General features: G+C 65.1%; 17 protein-coding genes. 2 read left to right on the top strand and 15 right to left on the bottom strand.

From position 1 onward, the window contains the following. Nucleotides 1–5 precede the first annotated feature (5 nt). Complete coding sequence (locus AQY21_RS21725; protein ID WP_058099676.1) at nucleotides 6–890, bottom strand: enoyl-CoA hydratase/isomerase family protein; 885 nt, start codon at nucleotides 888–890, stop codon at nucleotides 6–8. A 131-nt stretch (nucleotides 891–1021) separates the two neighbouring features. Here AQY21_RS21725 and AQY21_RS21720 point away from each other — a divergent pair, with 131 nt between their 5' ends. After that, nucleotides 1022–2230, top strand: a complete 1209-nt coding sequence (locus AQY21_RS21720) for a Bcr/CflA family efflux MFS transporter (protein WP_058099675.1) — start codon at nucleotides 1022–1024, stop codon at nucleotides 2228–2230. Here AQY21_RS21720 and AQY21_RS21715 read toward each other — a convergent pair. The 9 genes from AQY21_RS21715 to AQY21_RS21675 form a co-directional block, all read right to left on the bottom strand. Further along, complete coding sequence (locus AQY21_RS21715; protein ID WP_238986866.1) at nucleotides 2217–3308, bottom strand: zinc-binding dehydrogenase; 1092 nt, start codon at nucleotides 3306–3308, stop codon at nucleotides 2217–2219. The two genes, AQY21_RS21720 and AQY21_RS21715, sit on opposite strands and share 14 nt — an antisense overlap. A 26-nt stretch (nucleotides 3309–3334) precedes the next feature. Continuing rightward, a complete protein-coding gene (locus AQY21_RS21710; RefSeq protein ID WP_065169975.1) occupies nucleotides 3335–4750 on the bottom strand; it encodes an FAD-dependent oxidoreductase in 1416 nt (471 codons plus the stop codon). A gap of 18 nt (nucleotides 4751–4768) precedes the next feature. After that, nucleotides 4769–5497 (bottom strand): ABC transporter ATP-binding protein, encoded by a 729-nt coding sequence (locus tag AQY21_RS21705; RefSeq protein WP_058099672.1) that lies wholly within the window; start codon nucleotides 5495–5497, stop codon nucleotides 4769–4771. Beyond that, the gene (locus tag AQY21_RS21700) at nucleotides 5484–6293 is read right to left on the bottom strand and encodes an ABC transporter ATP-binding protein (protein ID WP_058099671.1); all 810 of its coding nucleotides are present in this window, start codon (nucleotides 6291–6293) and stop codon (nucleotides 5484–5486) included. Before AQY21_RS21700 ends, AQY21_RS21705 begins: the two co-directional genes overlap by 14 nt. Next, on the bottom strand, nucleotides 6290–7291 hold the full coding sequence (locus AQY21_RS21695; RefSeq protein WP_058099670.1) for a branched-chain amino acid ABC transporter permease: 1002 nt from the start codon (nucleotides 7289–7291) through the stop codon (nucleotides 6290–6292). Before AQY21_RS21695 ends, AQY21_RS21700 begins: the two co-directional genes overlap by 4 nt. Nucleotides 7292–7296: 5 nt before the next feature. Next, nucleotides 7297–8178, bottom strand: coding sequence for a branched-chain amino acid ABC transporter permease (locus tag AQY21_RS21690; RefSeq protein WP_058099669.1), 882 nt, complete (start codon nucleotides 8176–8178; stop codon nucleotides 7297–7299). A gap of 71 nt (nucleotides 8179–8249) precedes the next feature. Beyond that, on the bottom strand, nucleotides 8250–9509 hold the full coding sequence (locus AQY21_RS21685; RefSeq protein ID WP_238986865.1) for an ABC transporter substrate-binding protein: 1260 nt from the start codon (nucleotides 9507–9509) through the stop codon (nucleotides 8250–8252). A gap of 22 nt (nucleotides 9510–9531) precedes the next feature. Then, entirely contained in the window at nucleotides 9532–10431 is a 900-nt protein-coding gene (locus AQY21_RS21680) for a fumarylacetoacetate hydrolase family protein (protein WP_058099667.1), read from the bottom strand. Continuing rightward, nucleotides 10428–11567, bottom strand: a complete 1140-nt coding sequence (locus tag AQY21_RS21675; RefSeq protein WP_058099666.1) for a CaiB/BaiF CoA-transferase family protein — start codon at nucleotides 11565–11567, stop codon at nucleotides 10428–10430. Before AQY21_RS21675 ends, AQY21_RS21680 begins: the two co-directional genes overlap by 4 nt. Nucleotides 11568–11681: 114 nt before the next feature. Between AQY21_RS21675 and prpB the strand changes: the two genes are divergently transcribed. Further along, nucleotides 11682–12581, top strand: coding sequence for a methylisocitrate lyase (prpB, locus tag AQY21_RS21670; RefSeq protein ID WP_058099665.1), 900 nt, complete (start codon nucleotides 11682–11684; stop codon nucleotides 12579–12581). A gap of 63 nt (nucleotides 12582–12644) precedes the next feature. Here prpB and AQY21_RS21665 read toward each other — a convergent pair whose 3' ends face one another. Genes AQY21_RS21665 through AQY21_RS21645 form a run of 5 tightly spaced genes read right to left on the bottom strand, consistent with a single transcriptional unit; the run spans nucleotide 12645 to nucleotide 18636 of the window. Beyond that, the gene (locus AQY21_RS21665) at nucleotides 12645–14357 is read right to left on the bottom strand and encodes a GMC family oxidoreductase (RefSeq protein ID WP_058099664.1); all 1713 of its coding nucleotides are present in this window, start codon (nucleotides 14355–14357) and stop codon (nucleotides 12645–12647) included. 29 nt (nucleotides 14358–14386) lie between these two features. Further along, nucleotides 14387–15877, bottom strand: a complete 1491-nt coding sequence (locus tag AQY21_RS21660) for an aldehyde dehydrogenase (protein WP_058099663.1) — start codon at nucleotides 15875–15877, stop codon at nucleotides 14387–14389. A 22-nt stretch (nucleotides 15878–15899) separates the two neighbouring features. Beyond that, nucleotides 15900–17138 (bottom strand): NAD(P)/FAD-dependent oxidoreductase, encoded by a 1239-nt coding sequence (locus AQY21_RS21655; protein WP_058099662.1) that lies wholly within the window; start codon nucleotides 17136–17138, stop codon nucleotides 15900–15902. Beyond that, a complete protein-coding gene (locus AQY21_RS21650) occupies nucleotides 17131–17340 on the bottom strand; it encodes a ferredoxin (RefSeq protein WP_238986864.1) in 210 nt (69 codons plus the stop codon). Before AQY21_RS21650 ends, AQY21_RS21655 begins: the two co-directional genes overlap by 8 nt. Before the next feature lie 51 nt (nucleotides 17341–17391). Then, a complete protein-coding gene (locus AQY21_RS21645) occupies nucleotides 17392–18636 on the bottom strand; it encodes a cytochrome P450 (RefSeq protein ID WP_238986863.1) in 1245 nt (414 codons plus the stop codon). Between the last annotated feature and the right edge of the window lie 127 nt (nucleotides 18637–18763).

Here is an 18763-nt window from a genome sequence, read left to right as displayed (position 1 = left end):
CCCGCTCAACGCTTGGAACCGGCGTCGGAACCGCTGCTTTCAAAGCGGCCCTCGCGTTCCTTCGAGGCCCCGGTGACGCCCTTGTCGCGGCGCAGCTTCATGAAGTTCTGCTCATCCGGCTCATAGCGGATGTTGGTGCCCAGGGCGTGGCCGACATAGCCGTAGATGAATTGCGAGGTCATCCCCAGCGAATCCATCGCCATATGGGTCGCGGCCTTTCCGATGGCGATGGCATCGCGCGGCAGGCGGACGATCCGCTCGGCCCATTCCTCGCCGGCGGCGGCCAGTTCCTCGGGCGGCACCGCCCTGTTGGCCAGCCCCTGCTCGACGGCCTCGGTGCCGTTCACAGTGGTGCCCAGCAGCAGCATCTCGCGCGCCTTGCGCGGACCCATTGCTAGGATGTTGAAGGTGGTCATGTAGGCCGCGCCGGCCAGCATCATTTTCTGCTCGGGGTGGCCGATCTTGGCGTTGGTCGCGGCGATGACCAGGTCCGAGGCCTCGACGATATAGGTGCCCGCGCCCACGCAATTGCCCTGGACCAGCGAGATCGTCGGCTTGACGCAATAGAACAGCTCGCGGAACTGTTCGACATGGCGCTTGTCGAAATGGATGCGCCGGCGCTGGCTGGGACGGCGCGCATCCTTGTCGGCCGAGAAGCCGTATTCCGAGCCGACCTGCGCCAGGTCGTGGCCGGTGCAGAAATCCGGCCCTTCGCCGCGGATGATGATGACGCGCACGTCGTCGTCGTCCTCGGCGGTGCGGATATGCTCCATGAAACGGTCGAACATCTCATAGGTGACGGCGTTGCGCTTTTCCGGCCGGTTCAGGGTGATGTAGGCGCGGCCGTCGCGGGCTTCATAAAGCACGCGATCTCTCAGATCCTCTGACATAGGGGGTCCTCCAATTTTCATTGGTTCAACCGTTGACCCAAATGCCGACATGTGTCAAGCCTCTCTGACCCGCCGCGAAGAATGTCGAAGAAGAAATTGGCGGCGAAACACCCCTTGCTTATGGATCGGCCATGTCTTTCCTGCACTCCCCGCCCCAACACCTCGCGCGCGCCCCGACCCTAAGGTTCCTGGTCTGGATCACCATCGCAGGCACCTTTCCGATCCATATCTTCGTTCCGGCCCTTCCGGATGCGGCGCAGGATCTGGGGGTCTCGGCGGGCGCGATGCAGCTGTCGATCACCGCCTATCTGATCGGGCTGTCCCTGGGGCAACTGATGCTGGGTCTTCTCTCGGACCGTTTCGGCCGCCGCCCCGTGCTGCTGGCGGGACTTCTGCTTTACGTTCTGTCCAGCGCAGCGCTGGTCGTCGCGCCCGACCTCGGCTCGGTGTTGGTCGCCCGGGTATTCCAGGCCATCGGCGGCTGCTCGGGCTTGGTCCTTGGCCGCGCCATTACCCGCGACACGGCGGGACCGGATCGCGCAACCGCCCAACTGGCGATTCTTGGCGCCGCGATCAGCATCGGCCCGGCCTTCGCCCCGATCATCGGCGGGCAGGTTGCCCTGCATTTCGGCTGGCGTGCCGTCTTCGTGCTGCTGGCCTGCATGAATGCGGTGCTGCTGGCCATCACCTTGGCCACCCTGCCCGAGACCCATGCCGGTCGCGGCGACATCAACATCCGGGCCTATTTCCAGCGCATCCTGGCGCTGCGTCAGAACTCGGTCTTCATGCGCTTCTGCATCGGCGGCGCCTTTGCCACCACCAGTTTCTATGCCTTCGTCGGCGCGGCCCCCTTCATCCTGAAGACCCGCTTCGGCCTGACACCAGATCAGGTGGGGGTGGCCTTTCTGGTCGTGGTCGGCAGCCTTACGCTGGGCAGCCTGCTGGCCAGCCGGCTTGCCGGTCGCTTGCCGGTGCAGGCCGTGGTCAGGGCGGCCAGCCTGACGATGCTGGCAGCAAGCCTGTTCCTGCTTGGACTCATCCTGGCGGGCTGGTTGAGCATTCTCAGCCTGCATCTGCCGATCATGGTCATATCCTTCGCCATCGGGCTTTGCAGCCCCTTCGCCATGAGCGGTGCGATCAGCGCCGAGGCTGCGGCGATCGGCGCCGCCTCGGGCTTTTACGGCTGCACGCAGATGGGAACGGGGGCCGCGATCATCGCAGCCACCGGGATGCTGCCTTTGCCGCTGGAACTGGCGATGGCATTGGTGCTGCTGGCGGCCAGCGCAGTCGCGGCCGCCGCCTTCTGCCCGATGCCCCGGCGGTGGTTCAGTAAACGATGACGCTGCGCAGGGCGCTGCCCTGCTTCAGCAGATCGAAGCCGGAATTGATCTGGTCAAGGCTGATCCGATGCGTGACCAGCTGGTCCAGCGACAGCTTGCCTTCGGCGAACCACTCCACAAGCTGCGGCAGTTCGGTGCGGGTTTTCACGTTGCCCAGGTACGAGCCCATGATACGCCGGCCCTCGAGGATGGAACGCGGCCGGAAGGCCACCGTCTCGACGCTTGGCGGCACGCCGACCATGACGGCCGTGCCCCAACCGATTCGCGTGCATTCCACCGCCTGACGCCACAGCTCGGCCGAGCCCACGCATTCGAAGCTGTAATCCACGCCGCCGCCGGTGATCTCGCGGATATGGCCGACCACGTCATCGACCTGCCGCGGATTGATGAAATCGGTGACGCCCGCCAGGCGCGACGAGGCCTCGCGCAATGGGTTGGTATCGACACCGATGATGCGCGCGGCGCCGCAGATCCGCGCCCCGTCGACGACATTCGTGCCGATCCCGCCCAGACCGAACACCACAACGGTCGAACCTTGTGCGACGCGGGCGGTATAGGCCGCGGCACCGATGCCGGTGGCGCCGGCGCAAGCCAGGCAGCAAACCGTCTCGAGCGGCACATCCTTGCGGATCCGGCAGACCTGGGTCTCGCGCACCACGATATGGCTGGCGAATGTGCCGAGCTCGCAGAAGGCGCGCACCGGTTGGCCGTCCAGGCTGAAGGGCCGACGCGGCCAAGGCTGGAAATAATGGTCGCAGAGATTGGTGACCTTGCTTCGGCAGGCCGGACACTCGCCGCATTCCGGGATCGCCACCGGAATCACGTGATCGCCGGGTTTGACCGAGGTGACGCCGGCCCCGCATTCCAGAACCACGCCCGCCCCTTCATGGCCCGGCAGCAGCGGATAGTCGGTCCAGTCGCGCGATCCGTCGAACAGGCTGAGATCGGAATGGCACAGTCCCGAGGCCTTGAGTTCCACCAGAACCTCGCCCGCGCGCGGCCCGTCCAGATCCAGCGTTTCGATTGTCAGAGGTGTCTTTTGCCGATGCGCCACCGCGGCGCGCACTTTCATTGCCATGGAGATATCTCCCAACCGATGGATATTCAGGGAACCGCTGTCTCGCCGGCCAGAAGGCCGAAGGTCGCCGCGCGGGCGAGGCCGCCAAGATAGGCCGCATCCGGACCGCCTTCGAAGCCGCCTGTGGCCGAACCCGCCGCGAACAGCCCTTCGATGACACTGCCGCTGCGCGAAAGAACCCGCGCCGAAGGGTCGATGGCGATGCCGCCCATCGTATAGGTGATGCCGGCGCAGAGACGGATCGCCATGAAACCGGGCCCGTCGATGGGCCGGGCCGCGCCGGAAAGCGTATCGGCGCGCGAGCTTCGGGGCGGATCGAGCTGTGCGGTGCTGCTGGTGGCGACGGCGGCATTATAGTTGGTCACCGTCCGTACCAGATTTGCCTCGGGCAGGCCGGCGGCCTCGGCCAACGCCTCAAGGGTATCGGCGCGCAATATGGCGACCCCGCGCTCCTCGAAGTTGGGGTTGGGCGGCAGAAGAAAGGCCCGCCCGGGCCCTTCCCAGATCGCCTGGTCGAAAATCACGAAGGAGGACAGCGGATCGGGCAGGGCTGCGATGGCATTGGCCAGAGCGACACCACCCTTGCCCTCATCGGTGAAACGCCGCCCGTCGGGTCCGACAACCACGGCAGAAGACGCCAAGATGTCGAGGATCGGATAAGGCCAGAGCCTGTCGTCCCGGATCGCCTCGGCGGCCTGGACATGGCCATAGAAGCGGTCGAGACCGACAAGCCTTGCTCCGATCGCTGCGGCCATCTTCAACCCGTCTCCGCGGCCGGTTCCGGCGCCCCGCATGCACAGGCGTTCGGGGCGCGGCGAGATATGCTCACGCACCAGTTCGGGGTCGCCCTGAAAGCCACCGTCGGCGATCACCACGGATTTCGCGGCGATCCGCAGCACTTCTCCATCGGCCCGCGTGGCGTCCAGCCCGTGACAGCGCCCATTCGTCGTCAAAAGGCTACGCCCACGCCAGCCACGCAGGAACTCGCCCCCTGCCTCGGTGAAATCGCGCGCCAACCGTTCCAACAGACGCTCGGCCCCCTTGTCGGGCCAGTGATTGGGAAAACCCGGCTCGCGCAGGCTCAAGGGCACCAGCATCCGGCTCATCCAGGGGAAGTCCCCGCCCTGCCCGAAGTCGGCGCCATTCGCGGCCAGCCATTCGATGGCCCGCCCGGCATGTGCGGCATAGGCGCCGGCAAGCTCCGGGTCGCAACAATCGCCGCCCGCACCGGTGATCGCGTCGAGAAGCACTGTGGGACCCGCTGTCACATCCTCGAAGGCGACGTGGAACACGCCGCCGGTATAGCGCGAATTCGCGGGGTAGCGCCCGTCCCCCGCCTCAAGCAGCACCACGCTGGCGCCCAGTTCGAGCGCCCGCCGGGCGGCGACCAGCCCGGCAAGCCCGGCGCCCATGACGACGACATCCGAGGTCATTTCCTGCATTCGTCCCGCCTCCGCCCCTTAGGCCGCCCCCGCATGTCCAAGATAGGAACTGGTGACAGCCGCGTTGCTGCGCAGTTCGACGCCGGGCCCATGAACCGTCACCTTGCCCACCGAAAGCACGAAACCGTAATCGGCAAGCGCAAGCGCCTCGTCGGCGTGCTGTTCGACAAGCAGCATGGTCAGCCCCTGCGCCCTCAGGCCGGACAGCACGTCGAAGATCTTTTCGACGATGAGCGGCGCAAGGCCGAGCGACGGCTCGTCCAGCAACAACAGCCGTGGCTCGGCCATCAGCGCGCGACCGATGGCCACCATCTGCTGCTCGCCGCCGCTGAGCGTGATCGCCCGTTGCCCCGCCCGCTCCTTCAGGCGCGGAAACAGGTCATAGATATAATCCAGCTTGTCACGGAATGCGGCCTCGCGGTTCTTGCCGCGCCGCTGGCGGTGAAAGCCCAGCCTGAGGTTTTCGGTGACGGTCAGGGGGCCAAAGAGCTGGCGGCCTTCGGGCACCTGAATGATGCCCATATCGACCACATCGGCCGGACCCAGCCCGGTGATGTCGCGCCCCTCGAAGGTGATGCTGCCGCCATAGGTGCTCACCAGCCGCGAGATGGTGTTCACCGTCGTCGATTTGCCGGCGCCGTTCGAGCCGACCACCGACACGATGGTGCCCGCATCCACCCACATCGAAACGCCATGCAGCGCCTCGGTGCCCTTGTATCCGGCACGGATGTTCTCAATTTTCAGCATTGCCGCCCCTCCGCCCCAGATAGGCTTCGATGACCTTTTCATTGGATTGCACTTCGGAGGGCCTACCCTCGGCGATCTTGACGCCGTGATCGAGCACGACGATCTGGTCGCACAGCCCCATCATGAAATCAATGTCATGTTCGACGATCAGGACGGTGACGCCCCTTTCGTTCAGAACCCGCAGCATGGCGCCAAGATTGGCGGTCTCGGTGCCGTTCAGCCCGGCCGCCGGCTCGTCCAGCAACAGGATGCGCGGCTCGATGGCCATGGCGCGGGCGATCTCGACCAGGCGCTGCTTGCCATAGGGCAGCTCGCCGATCTTCTCGTCGGCCAGATCCTCCATGCCGACGAATTCCAGCAGTTCCATGGCTTTCTCAGTGACGCGACGCTCCTCCCGCAGGCTGTGCCGCAGGCCCAGAAGCGTGCGCAGCAGCCCGTCTGGAAGCTGCGGGTGAAAGCCCATCAACACGTTTTGCAAAACGGTCATGCCTGGGAACAGGCGGACGATCTGGAAGGTGCGCGACATGCCGATCGAAGGCCGACCGTGCAGCGGCAGGCCGGTGATGGACTTGCCGTCGAAAAAGATCTCTCCGGCCGAGAGCTGCGCAACGCCGGTGACGAGGTTGAAAAGCGTCGACTTACCTGCACCGTTCGGTCCGATAAGGCCGACGACCTCGCCACCGCGCACGGAGAACGAGACATCGTTGACCGCGACCAGCCCGCCAAAACGCTTGGTGCCGTTGCGTACCTCAAGCAGCGGTGCGCCTTCCCCGATGTTCCGGGTTACCGCGTTCATCTTGCACCTCCCTCGACGATATTCTTGGTGACCGAACGCCGACCAGGAGCAGAGCTGGGCCGAAGCATCCTCGCTCCCAGGCGTTCCATGACGCCGGAAAGCCCGTTCGGCAGGAAGATCAGGAACACGCCCAGACAAAGGCCATAGATCAGCGTCTCGAACTCGCCGAAGCGGGCAAGCGCCTGAGGCGCAAGCACGACGACGATGGCTCCGATGACCGGCCCGAACCGGGTTCCAAGCCCTCCGACAACTGCGATGGTCAGCAGCGAGACGATGACGGGGAACTCGCCAAAGCTCGGATTGACCTGGCGGCTGATCAGTCCATAGCCGATCCCGCCGACCGCTGCATAGACCGCGGCCAGGACGAAGACCCGCAGCTTGACCGCCGTGACGTTCACCCCCAGCGACTCGGCTCCTGTCTCATCGTCGCGCACCGCCTGCATCGCGCGGCCAAGATGGCCCGAGATGATGAAGTTGTGGATCACGAGGCCGATGGCCGCGACAATGACCAGCGTGTAGTAGAGCTCTGCGCGGCTCATGCTCCAGTCGCCGACCGTGATGGTGCGGATCTGGATACCCGCCGACCCGCCGGTGAAATCCACCCATCTGTTCGTCAGCCCAACCATCATCAGCGAGAAGGCCAGCGTCGCCATGGCGAGATAATGCGTGCGCAGCCGCAGCAGCGGCAAGCCGATCACCGCCGCCACGCAGGCGACGATCACGACCGCCACCGGCAATGCCACAAAGGGCGACCAGCCCAGCTTGGCCTGAAGCATGGCAAAGCCATAGGCGCCGATGGCGAAAAAGGCCTGCTGGGCCATCGAGATCTGGCCGGTGATGCCATAGAGCAGGTTGAACCCCATGGCCAGCAGCGCAAAGACCCAGATGATCGAGACCATGCGAAGCTGATAGCCGCTGGACAGCAGGGCCGGCAGGATCAGCGCAACAACGACGATCAGGACGATGGCAAGGTTTCCGTTCCGGAACAAACTCCGCATCTCGCTTACCTCCGGGCGGCTTCGAAGTCCCCGAGCAGGCCGTAGGGCCGCACGAACAGGACCATGAGAATGATAAGAAAAATGATCGGCTCGGCGTAAAGGCTGTTGCCATAGCCGGCGATCATCGCTTCGGCGACGCCGATGGCCAGGCCGCCGGCCGCAGCCGCGAAGGGGCTGCCAAGACCGCCGAGAATGGCCGCCATGAAGCCCTTGACCGTCAAGGCCAAACCGATGGAGATCTGCCCGCCGAGCAGCGGCCCGATCAGCACGCCGGCAAGGCCGCTCACCGTGGCGCTGAACAGAAAGGCGAAACGCACGATCCGGTCCGAACGAATGCCCATCAGCAGGGCCACCTTGGGATCCACGCCGGTGGCACGGATCGCCAGACCGAAGGACGTGCGATAGAGGATGAACCAGGTGAGCCCCAGAAAGGCCACGAAGGAACTGATGATCGCAAGCTGCTGCCAGTTGGTGATCAGCGGACCCACGGTCATGGGCTCCATCGGCAGGATGTTGGGCACGGAAAGCTGGTTGGGACCCCAGATAAGAAGTGCCACGCCCATGGTGGTGATGGCGAAGGCCATCGTTCCGATCATGATGGTCAAGGGCGGAGCATCACGCTTGCGCAGCGGAAGATACACGGCGAACTCAAGAGCAAGCGCCATGGCCAGCACAACGCCCAGCGTCAGGACCAGCGCCACCGGAAGCGGCAGGTTGTAGGTTGCCATGAAAAGGATCGCAGACATGGTGCCGATCATCACGAATTCGCCCTGGGCGAAATTGATCACGCGGTTGGCGCCATAGATCAGCGAAAGCGAAAGTCCGACGAGGCCGTAGACACTGCCATTCGTAAGACCCGAGAAAAGCAGGACACTGAACTTGTCCATGTAACGGCCTCCCTTCTTGGTTGGATTTGGGCGGCCTCCGCGACCGGGATCGCGGAGGCCGTCGGAGTCAGTCAGCGCGCCGGGACGAACTTGCTCAGATCGGGGGGCACCAGATCGACCCCGCCATTCGCAACGGTCGTGAAGGTGAACCAATCCTGGTCGGGCGAGCCGTGCCGCTTGTCGTCGGCGAAACTGTAGCTGGCTGCTTCTTTGCCTTGCAGTCCCTTGAACTCGGCCTGGGCAAGCACGCCGTCGCGCAAGGCAGTGCGCGCAGCCTGGATGTCGCCGCTCTCGATCGCCTCCACGACCTCGGGACGGGCCATGACCTGAAGCGCAATCATGCCGGCATCATAACCGATCACCGGATAAAGAGTCGGCTGCGTCTCCTCGCCATAGGCCTTCTCATAGGCCTGGAAGAACGCCTGGACATCCTCGCGCGCGGTGTCCACGGTGTTCGGGATCAGAATGCCGTCGCTGGCCGGCCCAGCGATCTCGCGCAGGGTCTTCAGTAGTGCGCTGCGGCTGACGATCACGGGCTTGCCCACCTGCAACTGATCCAGCGTCTTCAGCACCCGTGCGCCATCGGCGGGATAGGGGAAGACCAGGACCGCCTCCGCATCCGAGGCCTTCAGGTTCAGTACCTGCGGCGAAAGATCGGTCGCCGCGATATCATATCCCTCCTCAGCAACGACCGAGATGCCATGTTCTGCAAGATGCTCGCGCGCGGCAGCGGCGCTGTCCAGACCGAAGGGCAGCGTGTTGTAGATCAGCGCGACCTTCTTGAAGCCCTGCTCATCCAGAAGCTGGGCGTAGGCGATTGCGTCCTGGGCGTTGCGCGGTCCGAAGCGGAAAAGCCAGGGCGCCGGATTGTCGGTCAGGTTGTCGGTGCCCGCGGACAACATGAAGAAGGGAATGTCGTATTCATCGGCAATGGGCAGGATCGCTGCCGCAGGACCGGCGGGATTGCCGCCAACGATCAGCAGCGCATTGTCGTCCTCGGCGCAACGCGCGGCAAAGCTTGCAGAGAGCTGAGGGTCGGTCTTGCCGTCATATTCGATCATCTCGATCATGTGGCCGCTGATGCCGCCCGCAGCGTTCGCAGCTTCCACCGCCATCTTGAGGCCGCGATAGCTTTCATTGCCGGTATCCGCCGCCGCACCGCTGCGATCATCGATCGAGCAGATGCGGATCGCATCCTTGGATAACGCCGAACCGGCCATGAGGGCGGTTATCGCAATCGCCAGACTGCTGGTCTTCAGCAGCCCTTCCCCTATCCTTGTCATTCGCTCCTCCCTCGATGACACAATCTGTAGTGCCGGGTCCGCATCCACGCGCGGGCTTCCGGCGCTTTCTCTAGGCGGGCAACGCCTCGCGCTTGTCCCAGACCGAATGGCCTCCGGCGGCCCCTTGAACCACGGGCAGGCTCATCTCTCCCACCCCGCGGATCGAGATGGTCACCACGTCCCCACCGACCACCGGCCCCACGCCTGCGGGCGTGCCGCTGGCGATGATATCGCCCGGGCAAAGCGTCATAACCGAAGATGCCATGGCGATCATCTCGGGAATATCGACAATCAGATCCCGCGTTCTGGCCTGCTGGCGCAGCTCGCCGTTCACACGCAGCTCAAGGTCTATCGCAGCATGATCGGCGATCTCGTCGGCGGTAACGATATGCGGACCAAGCGGACAGAACGTGTCGAAGGATTTGCGCATCACCCGCTCTTCGCGGCCGCGTACCACCATGTCGAGCAGGCAGGAATAGCCGAAGACATGCTCCATCGCCCGGTCACGGGGAATATCGCGCCCGCCCTTGCCGATGATCACCGCCAGCTCGCATTCATGGTGAATGTCACGATCCGGCAAGGCCGGCAGGACGATGGGATCGGACGGGCCGCTCAGACTGGAATTGGCCTTCAGGAAGAAGCCCTGACCGCTGGCCTTGAAGGTTGAGATCAGCCCGACCTTCGAGGTGATCTGCTCCTCGATATGGGCCAGGTAATTCGCCGGATAGGCGATCAGCTTGTTGGGCCATTGCACCGGCGCCTCGAGCCGCAGCTGGGCCGGGTCGAGGCGCGGCCCTCCGGCGACGGCTTCGGCAATGAGATCGCGCAGGCCGTCGAAATCCGCAATTAGCCGAACCATCCCCACGGGCGGCCAGCTCCCGGCCGGAACGCCGGACAGAGCGGTGATGTCAACGATCCCCTCTTCCAGAACGACCCCGATACGGCCACCGTCAAAGCTGACAAGCTTCATACCTCACCTCCAGCCGGGGCGATCTCGACATCGTGTTCGCCGATGGCCGGCGGACCCGAGCGCGCCGTCATCAGCCGGTCATCGAAAATGGCAGGATGCCGCGCGGTGCGGATCGGGCCGACATGCGAGTCGACCTCGTTGAAGATCCGGTTATGGGCCACCTGCGCATCCTCAAGGAACTCGTCGAGGCTGAACACCGGGGCTGCCGGCACATCCCGCTCGGCAAAGACGCGCAGCCAATGTTCAGTATCCTTCTGCGCGACCACCTCGCCGACACGGCGGAAGAACTCGTTCGCCATGGCAACGGGGTCGGGCATCCGCTTGAAATCCTCCTTCCATTCGGGGCGTTCGATGGCATTGAGGGTCTTGGACATCTGCTGCCCGTTCGCGGGCGAGATCACGACATATCCGTCCGAGGTCGCAAGAACCTGCGACGCCGGCGGCTTCCAGTCGCTGCGGTCGTTCTCGAAGGTCCGGTGCTGGAACATGTCGGGGAAGTTGAAATAGCCCATCACGTCCAGCATCGGCAGCTGGATCACCGCGCCCTTGCCCGTGCGCTCGCGCTCGTAGAGCGCGGCCAGGATTGCCTGGGCCCCGAAGGTGCCGGTCACCTTGTCGACCATGTTGAAGGGTGTGACGGCGGGTGTCCCATTGCGCCCCTCGGAGGCAACGATCCCGGTGCGGCCCTGGATCAGAGAGTCGAATGCCGGGGCATTGGCCAGCGCACCGCTCTTGCCGAAGCCGTTGATCGACAGCCGGATCAGCCTCGGATTGAGTTCGCGCACCACATTCTCGCCCAGGCCCAGCGACTCGGAAACGCGCGGACGCCAGTTCTCGATGAGCACATCGGCGGTCTTCAGCAACCGCTTCAGCCGGGCCAAGCCCTCGGCCGTCTTCAGGTCGATGACGATGCTGCGCTTGCCGCGGTTGGCGTTGGTCCAAGAGGCGCCGAACCCGTCGCGATTGTGGCCGAATCGGCGGAAGCCGTCGCCCCCCGGGGGTTCCACCTTGATGACGTCCGCCCCCAGGTCCGACAGCATCATCGACGCAAATGGGCCGGTCAGGAAACTCGAGGTTTCGATCACTGTGATCCCGCTCAAGGGGCGGTCGGCGGTCGTGGGGCTTTCGATCGTCATCTTCGATTCCGATTTACTTCATTGGATGAACCATTGATACTTTGCCCTGTTCGTGTTGTAAAGTCTCATTCGCATGATTTGCTTCGGCCGCTCTTGGCCAGGAAGGGGAACACCATGACTTATCTGGTTGCCGGCAGTCTCGAGACGACGCCCGCCGGCGAACGCTTTCGCGCCCTTGTCGAGGCGCAGGACATCCTGCAACTGCCGGGCGCGCATAACGGCCTGGCCGCGATCCAGGTCAGGCGCGCGGGCTTCCAGGCGGCCTATCTGTCCGGGGCGGCGATGAGCGCATCCATGGGCCTGCCGGATCTTGGCATCATCTCGGTCGAGGATGTCTGCTTCTTCATCCGGCAGGCCACGCGCGCCTCGGGGCTGCCGGTTCTGGTCGATGGCGACACCGGCTATGGCGAGGCGCTGAACGTCATGCAGATGGTCCGCGCCTTCGAGGAGGCTGGCGCGGCGGCCGTGCATCTGGAAGACCAGTTGCTGCCGAAGAAATGCGGCCACCTGAACGACAAGAAGCTGGCCACGCCGCAGGACATGGCCGCCAAGATCGCTGCGGCGGCCAAGGCGCGTCGGCATCTCTACATCGTCGCTCGCACCGATGCTGCCGCCAGCGAGGGCATGGAGGGCGCTGTGGCCCGCGCGAAGCTCTATCTCGAGGCGGGGGCGGATGCGATCTTCCCCGAGGCGCTGACCACGCCCGAGATGTTCCGCGAATTCGCCCGGCAGGTGGACGCGCCGCTTCTGGCCAACATGACCGAGTTCGGCCGCACGCCCTTCCTGACGGCGCAGGAGTTCCAGAACCTGGGCTACAGCATGGTGATCTGGCCCGTCAGTTCGCTGCGCGTCGCCGCCCGCGCGCAGGAAGAGCTTTACGCGACGATTCGCGATACCGGCGCCACCAAGGCGATGCTGGAGCGGATGCAGACCCGCGCCGAGCTCTATGACACCATCGGCTATCATGAGTTCGAGGCCCTGGATGCCTCGATCATCGCCACCGTTCTGCCCTGAAACGACAGCAGGCCCCGCAAATTTGCGGGGCCTCGCCAGGAATGACAGCAGGATCGGTCGGGCCTACTCGCGCGACAGGATGGAATGCGCGATCTTCTCGGCCGCCATCATGGTCGGGAAATTGATGTTGCCCGAGGGGATCACCGGAAAGATCGAGGCGTCGCAGACCCGCAGCCCGTCGATGCCGCGCACCCGGCCCTGCGGGTCCAGCACCGCCAGCGGATCGTCGGCCGCCCCCATCCGGCAGGTGCAGGACGGGTGCCAGACCCCGACGCAGGCGCCGCGCACGAATGTCTCCAATGCCTGCTGATCGGCAAGCAGCTCATGCAGGCCGGGGCCGCCGGCGACCACACGCCGCATCAGGAAGTCGCGCAGCGGCGCGGGCCCATCCAGCAGGGTCGCAAGCGTATCGGTCAGCAGCTTGTTCTTGCGGCTCAACATACCGATCTGGCGGACCTTCTCAGAATAACTGGCCGGGAACGGGTTGGCGGTGGCCGCCTGCATCGCGGCGCTCAGCTGGACGGCAGCCATGCGGCGAAAGCCGTCCGTCAGCCGGTCCAGATCGCGGCTGTCCGAGAGCAGGTTGAAATCGACAGCCGGGTTCACCCGCCAGTCCGCCCCGCGCAGCCGCACCGCGCCCCGGTCGGAATAGGGCTTGTTGACATACATCAACATGGTGCCGATCCGGTCGCCCACCGCGTGCCATGAGGTCTTGGTCACCCCGGCCACGAACATGTCGCCGGCCGGCGCGCCGCCGATCTGCGAGGAATAGCGCCAGCCAATATAGATATGCCGCCGGCTTGGCCCGCCGTTCAGCCGCGAGGCGCGGCGCAGGAAGGCAGCGAGCGCGATCGAGGGATGTTCCATCAGGTTCTGGCCCACGCCGGGCAGGTTCTGCCGCAGCTCGATCCCGTTCTCGGCCAGATGCGCGGCGGGTCCGATCCCCGACCGCATCAGGATCGCCGGCGATTGTAGCGCCCCAGCGCTGAGGATCACGGTTCCGGCGCGATGCTGCTCCTCCTGCCCGTCCGGCCCGACCAGGCAGATACCGGTGCAGCGCCCGGCGTCGAACACCAGCCGGCTGACCGTTACCTCCGGGCGGATGTGAAGATTGGCGCGCGCCCGGGTCGCGTTGTCCAGATAGGCCATGGCCGAGGAAACCCGCCGCTCGTCCCGGTTCGAGATGGCGATGGGGAAATAGCCGTCCTCGAACGGTCCGTTCTGGTCGGGCAGGTAGCGGTATCCCTGCTCGCCAATCGCTTCGGCCAGCGCCTTCGCATGTCCGGGCCAGGCATCGGGGAAAATCCGCCGGACCGGGACCGGCCCGTCCTTTCCGTGCAGCGGCCCGTCGAAATCGAGATCGGTCTCGACCTTGCGAAACCAGGGCAGGACCGAGTCCCAGTCCCAGCCGGTCGCCCCGCGCGCCGCCCATTCGTCGTAATCCGAGGGACCGCCGCGATTGAAGAACTGGCCGTTGACCGAGGAGCCGCCGCCCATGATCCGCGCCTGTTCGTATTTGCGCGCCCGCGGCGCCACCGCACTGTTGGACGAGGCGACACCTTCGGTGGTGACCATCAGATCAGGCCAGAGAAATCCCGGGTTCAGATAGGCCGTGCCCGGATAGCTGTCGAGGATCGCCGGCGGCACCGCACCCGCGGGCGTATCCGGCCCGGCCTCGCACAGCAGCACCCGGTTCGCGGCCTGCGCCGACAGGCGATTGGCCAGGACGCAGCCCGCCGAGCCGCCTCCGACGATGATGAAATCGTATTCCGACATCTTGCTCCCAGCCTTGTGGGCATTCATGTTCAAGCGAGTCTGACCGCCACGCTCTGCAACTCGGTATAAAGTTCCAGAACCTCGCGCCCGCGTTCGCGACCCCATCCAGACTGGCGGAACCCGCCGAAGGGCAGCGCCGGCTCGTTGACCATATGGGCATTCACCGAGACGGACCCGGCCCGGATCTGCCGCGCGAAGCGGAGCGCCCGGCCGATATCCGAGGTCCAGATGCCGGCGAAAAGCCCGTACTCGGTATCGTTCGCGGTGCGGGCCAAGGCGGCGAGATCCTCTTCGTTGCCGAATTTCTGGGTGACCAGAACCGGCCCGAAGATTTCTTCCCGGACGACGCGCATCTCGGGGCGCGTATCGACCAGAACCGTCGGCGCGACGAAGTATCCCTCGCTCTGCGCCTTGGCGCCCGACCCGGCAATTCGGGCGCCTTCATGCAGCCCGCTGTCGATGTAGTCGGAAACCCGCTCGCGCTGCACTGCGGAGATAAGCGGTCCCAGCTGCGTTTCCGCGTCCAGCCCATGCCCAAGCTTCATGCCGTCGCCTATCGCGGCAACGCCCTCGACCACCTGATCGAAAATCCTCTCATGCACGTAAAGCCGCGAACCGGCCGAACAGACCTGCCCGCTGTTGAGAAAGATGGCGTTTGCCGCCCCTTGGATCGCAGCTTCGATATCGGCATCAGGAAAAATGAAGACCGGGGATTTTCCGCCCAGTTCCAGCGTGACCTTTTTGAGGTTCCCCAGCGCGGCCTCGACGATCTTCTTGCCGGTGCCGGTCGAGCCGGTAAAGGCCACCTTGTCCACGCCGGGATGCCGCGCCAGCGCCGCGCCGGCACCCGAACCGAAACCGGTCAGGATGTTCACCACGCCGGGCGGGAACCCCGACTCCAGGATCAACTCGCCCAGCTTGATCGCGCTGAGCGGCGTCTGCTCGGCGGGCTTGAGCACCACCGTGCAGCCCACTGCCAGGGCCGGCGCCAGTTTCCAGATCGCCATGGAAAGCGGAAAGTTCCACGGGATGATCTGCGCCACTACGCCGATGGGCACATGGCTGGTGAAGGCGTGCCACTCGCCGGGCAACGAGATCTTGACGGTTTCTCCATTCAGCTTGGTCGTCCAGCCGGCGAAATAGCGCACCATCTCGGCAACACCGGAGATCCCCGCGCGCGCCAATGCCAGGGGCTTGCCATTGTCGATCACCTCGACCTGGGCCAGCAGTTCGCCGTTCGCCTCGATCAAGTCGGCAAGGCGCATCAGCAGCCGCGCCCGCTCGGGTCCCGAAAAGCGCGACCAGGGGCCTTCCAACGCCCGGCGCGCGGCCGCCACCGCCAGATCGACATCCTCAGTCCCGGCCTCGGACGCGGCGGCAACCACGCCCCCCGTCGCCGGATCGAACACATCGAAGCGCCGCCCCTCGCTCGGGGCAACCCATTGCCCGTCGATCAGCAGCAAATGCCGGCCGGCAATGAAGCTGGCGGCGTCGGCGGAAAGCCCGGGATGCAATGTCATCTGTCCACGTCCTGGTTGCGGTTCACGCGGCTGGCTGCGCCGCGACGAACAGGGATTTCAGATCAAAGCCGGGATCGGCCGCCTGCTCGGGGGTCGGCGACAGCCCGGCGGTCAGCAGGCGACGCGCCGCCATGTGATCGGCCGGCCGGTTGACGGATTCCACCGCGACCAGACGGTCGCCGCGATAGCAGAAGACCGAAAACTTCATCTCTGCCCCGTCGCCCCGCAGCACTTCCCGGTCGGTTCCCTGCGCAAGGCCCGCGATCTGCAGCTTGGCGCCGCCCTGATCGCTCCAGAACCACGGCACAGCGTCGTAGGAGGCGGGTTTGCCGGTCAGCACCGCCGCCAGATGCCGGGCTTGGTCCATTGCGTTCTGGATCGACTCAAGCCGCGACGGCTGCAACGCAAAGCGCGACGGGAACACCGCGCAATCGCCCAGCGCGAAGATGGCCGGGTCGCTGGTGGCAAGGCGACCATCGACGACGATGCCGTTGTCGCAATCAAGCCCGGCATCCCGCGCCAACGCGACATGCGGCTCGACCCCGATACCGACCACGACCAGGTCGGCGGGCAGAAGGATGCCGTCATCGAGCTCGACCGCACTGATCTCGCCGGCTTCGGCAATCAACCGGCGAACCTTGGCCTGAAGGAAAAGCTGGCTTCCCAACGCGACGTGATGCGCCCGGAAAGCCTCGGCCATCGGCTGCGATATGGCGCGCCCCATCAGGCGCGGACCGGCCTCGATGATACTGACGGCAAGGCCCCATTCGCGCGCCACGGCGGCGAATTCCAGGCCAAGGAAGCCGCCGCCGATGACGACGGCATTCTTGCTGCGCTCAAGGCGCTCCCGGATCGCGCGGGCATCGGCAATGGTGCGGATGCTGTGGATGCCGCCAATTCCTTCGGCGCCCGGCAGGGCCCGGTTCGCCGCGCCGGTCGCCAGCACCAGCTTGTCATAGCCGATGTGGCTTCCGTCGGCGAGGATCAGCTTGCGGCCCGCCCGGTCCAGCCGCTCGGCCCGGGTGCCGATCCGCAGGTCGATCCCCTTGCTCTCGAAATGCGCCGGCTGCTGGAAGGTCAGCGCCTCGGCGCCGATGGTGCCGCTGAGAAAGGCCTTGGAGAGCGGCGGGCGCTGGTAGGGCAATTCGGCCTCGTCGCCGATCAGGACCAGCCTGCCCTGATGGCCGGCATCCCGCAGGGCGCCGGCAAGCTGATAGCCAGCCTGCCCTGCACCAACGATCACGATCCCGGCGTCAGTCATTGTCGTCCTGCAAATGGATGACCAGAGCCGGGCACAGGCGGGCCGCCTCACGCACCGCTTCGTGCTGATCCGCTGGCGGGTTTTCATCCAGGACGATCACCAGCCCGTCGTCATCATTCTGCGCAAAGACCTTGGGAGCCGCGACCACGCAAAGCCCCGCGCCGATGCACTTGTCCATATCGACTGTAATTTTCATCGCCATCCTCCTCATTGGCAGCCGCGGGCACCGGGGCGCCATGGCCGTTTCCCTTCGTCACCAGGTGACCGGCAGCTTTTCGATACCGTAGACGAAAGCGTCATAGCGGAATTCCAGCTCCTCGACCGGGACCGCGAGCTTCAGGTTCGGGAAGCGCTGGAACAGCTTGCTGAACACGATCTGCAACTCGGCTCGGGCCAGCGCCTGGCCCAGGCACTGATGCGAGCCGAAGCTGAAAGCCACATGATGCAGCGCCTTGCGGCGAATGTCGAAGCGGTCGGGATCGTCGAAGGCGCCCGGATCGCGGTTCGCGGCGCTGATCAGCGCCAAGACGCCATCGCCCTTGCGGATCAGGGTCCCGCCGACCTCGACATCCTCCAGCGCCACCCGCGGGCCGTTGTAATGCACGATCGTGTGGAAACGCAGCATCTCCTCTACCGCGTTCACCACCAGCGACGGATCGGCCACCAGGTCGTCCTTCTGGTCGGGGTGCAGCAGCAGCGAAAGGCAGCCAAGGGCGATCATGTTCGCCGTGGTCTCGTGCCCGCCCATCAGCAGAAGCTCGGCGGTTGCCAGGGCCTCCTCGCGGGTGATGTGCCCCGGCAGCATGTAGTTGTGCAGCATCCGGGTGATAAGATCGTCCTGCGGCTCGGTCGCCTCGAGCTTGCGGGTGATAAGCCCGTCGAGATACTCGCGCATTTCGCGCCCCGCCCGAAGCGGGACTTCCGGATCGGCCTTCAGGTCGAGCTTCTGCAAGGCCCGTTCGTGGAAATACTCCTGATCTTCGTAGGGCACGCCCAGCATATGCGAGATCACCGTGGTCGGCAGCGCCAAGGCGAAGACCTCGGCAAAATCGCAGCTGCCGCCCTTGGCCTCCATCTCGTCGAAAAGCCGATCGACGAGATCGTTCAGATAAGGCTTCATTGCCTCGATGGTCTTCACCATGAACTCGCGCGAGAACATCCGGCGATGCTTTGTATGTTCGGGCGGATCCATGCGGATCAGGGTCGGCGGATGTTCGTTGCGCAGCAGCGAAGCGCGCGCCGGCGCGATCATCGGATAATTGGGCGTCGAGGGCACCGTGGAAAAGCGGTTGTCGCCAAGGACCTGCTTCACCTCGTCATGCCGGGTGACGATCCAGGCCCAGGCGCCGTCCGGCATGCGGACCTTGCTCAGCCCCGGCTTCTTGCGGATCTCGGCATATTCCGCTGGCGGCGCGAAGGGACAACGCTGCATCGGAAAGTTCGGCAGCCCGTCTTCACCGACGGAGCGCTCTGACGTGTCAATGGACGACGGGTACATTGCTTTCTCCTCCTTGGAACCTGTCCACCCAGGCCCAGTTATGCGGGTCGCTGCATCGATCGATGCAGCTGGTCGTATCACCTCGCGAAGCCGGCTCCGTAGCCGGGCCACCACGTCCTTACCGGTG

Origin of the sequence: Paracoccus sp. MKU1 (assembly GCF_001447385.1) — a bacterium.
Lineage (GTDB): Bacteria > Pseudomonadota > Alphaproteobacteria > Rhodobacterales > Rhodobacteraceae > Paracoccus.
This window is presented reverse-complemented; position numbering and strand designations above follow the sequence as displayed.

Coding starts and splice junctions, on each gene's coding strand:
- AQY21_RS21725 (WP_058099676.1), bottom strand. CDS start 890: ATGTCAGAGGATCTGAGAGATCGCGTGCTTTATGAAGCCCGCGACGGC.
- AQY21_RS21720 (WP_058099675.1), top strand. CDS start 1,022: ATGTCTTTCCTGCACTCCCCGCCCCAACACCTCGCGCGCGCCCCGACC.
- AQY21_RS21715 (WP_238986866.1), bottom strand. CDS start 3,308: ATGGCAATGAAAGTGCGCGCCGCGGTGGCGCATCGGCAAAAGACACCT.
- AQY21_RS21710 (WP_065169975.1), bottom strand. CDS start 4,750: ATGCAGGAAATGACCTCGGATGTCGTCGTCATGGGCGCCGGGCTTGCC.
- AQY21_RS21705 (WP_058099672.1), bottom strand. CDS start 5,497: ATGCTGAAAATTGAGAACATCCGTGCCGGATACAAGGGCACCGAGGCG.
- AQY21_RS21700 (WP_058099671.1), bottom strand. CDS start 6,293: ATGAACGCGGTAACCCGGAACATCGGGGAAGGCGCACCGCTGCTTGAG.
- AQY21_RS21695 (WP_058099670.1), bottom strand. CDS start 7,291: ATGCGGAGTTTGTTCCGGAACGGAAACCTTGCCATCGTCCTGATCGTC.
- AQY21_RS21690 (WP_058099669.1), bottom strand. CDS start 8,178: ATGGACAAGTTCAGTGTCCTGCTTTTCTCGGGTCTTACGAATGGCAGT.
- AQY21_RS21680 (WP_058099667.1), bottom strand. CDS start 10,431: ATGAAGCTTGTCAGCTTTGACGGTGGCCGTATCGGGGTCGTTCTGGAA.
- AQY21_RS21675 (WP_058099666.1), bottom strand. CDS start 11,567: ATGACGATCGAAAGCCCCACGACCGCCGACCGCCCCTTGAGCGGGATC.
- prpB (WP_058099665.1), top strand. CDS start 11,682: ATGACTTATCTGGTTGCCGGCAGTCTCGAGACGACGCCCGCCGGCGAA.
- AQY21_RS21665 (WP_058099664.1), bottom strand. CDS start 14,357: ATGTCGGAATACGATTTCATCATCGTCGGAGGCGGCTCGGCGGGCTGC.
- AQY21_RS21660 (WP_058099663.1), bottom strand. CDS start 15,877: ATGACATTGCATCCCGGGCTTTCCGCCGACGCCGCCAGCTTCATTGCC.
- AQY21_RS21655 (WP_058099662.1), bottom strand. CDS start 17,138: ATGACTGACGCCGGGATCGTGATCGTTGGTGCAGGGCAGGCTGGCTAT.
- AQY21_RS21650 (WP_238986864.1), bottom strand. CDS start 17,340: ATGGCGATGAAAATTACAGTCGATATGGACAAGTGCATCGGCGCGGGG.
- AQY21_RS21645 (WP_238986863.1), bottom strand. CDS start 18,636: ATGTACCCGTCGTCCATTGACACGTCAGAGCGCTCCGTCGGTGAAGAC.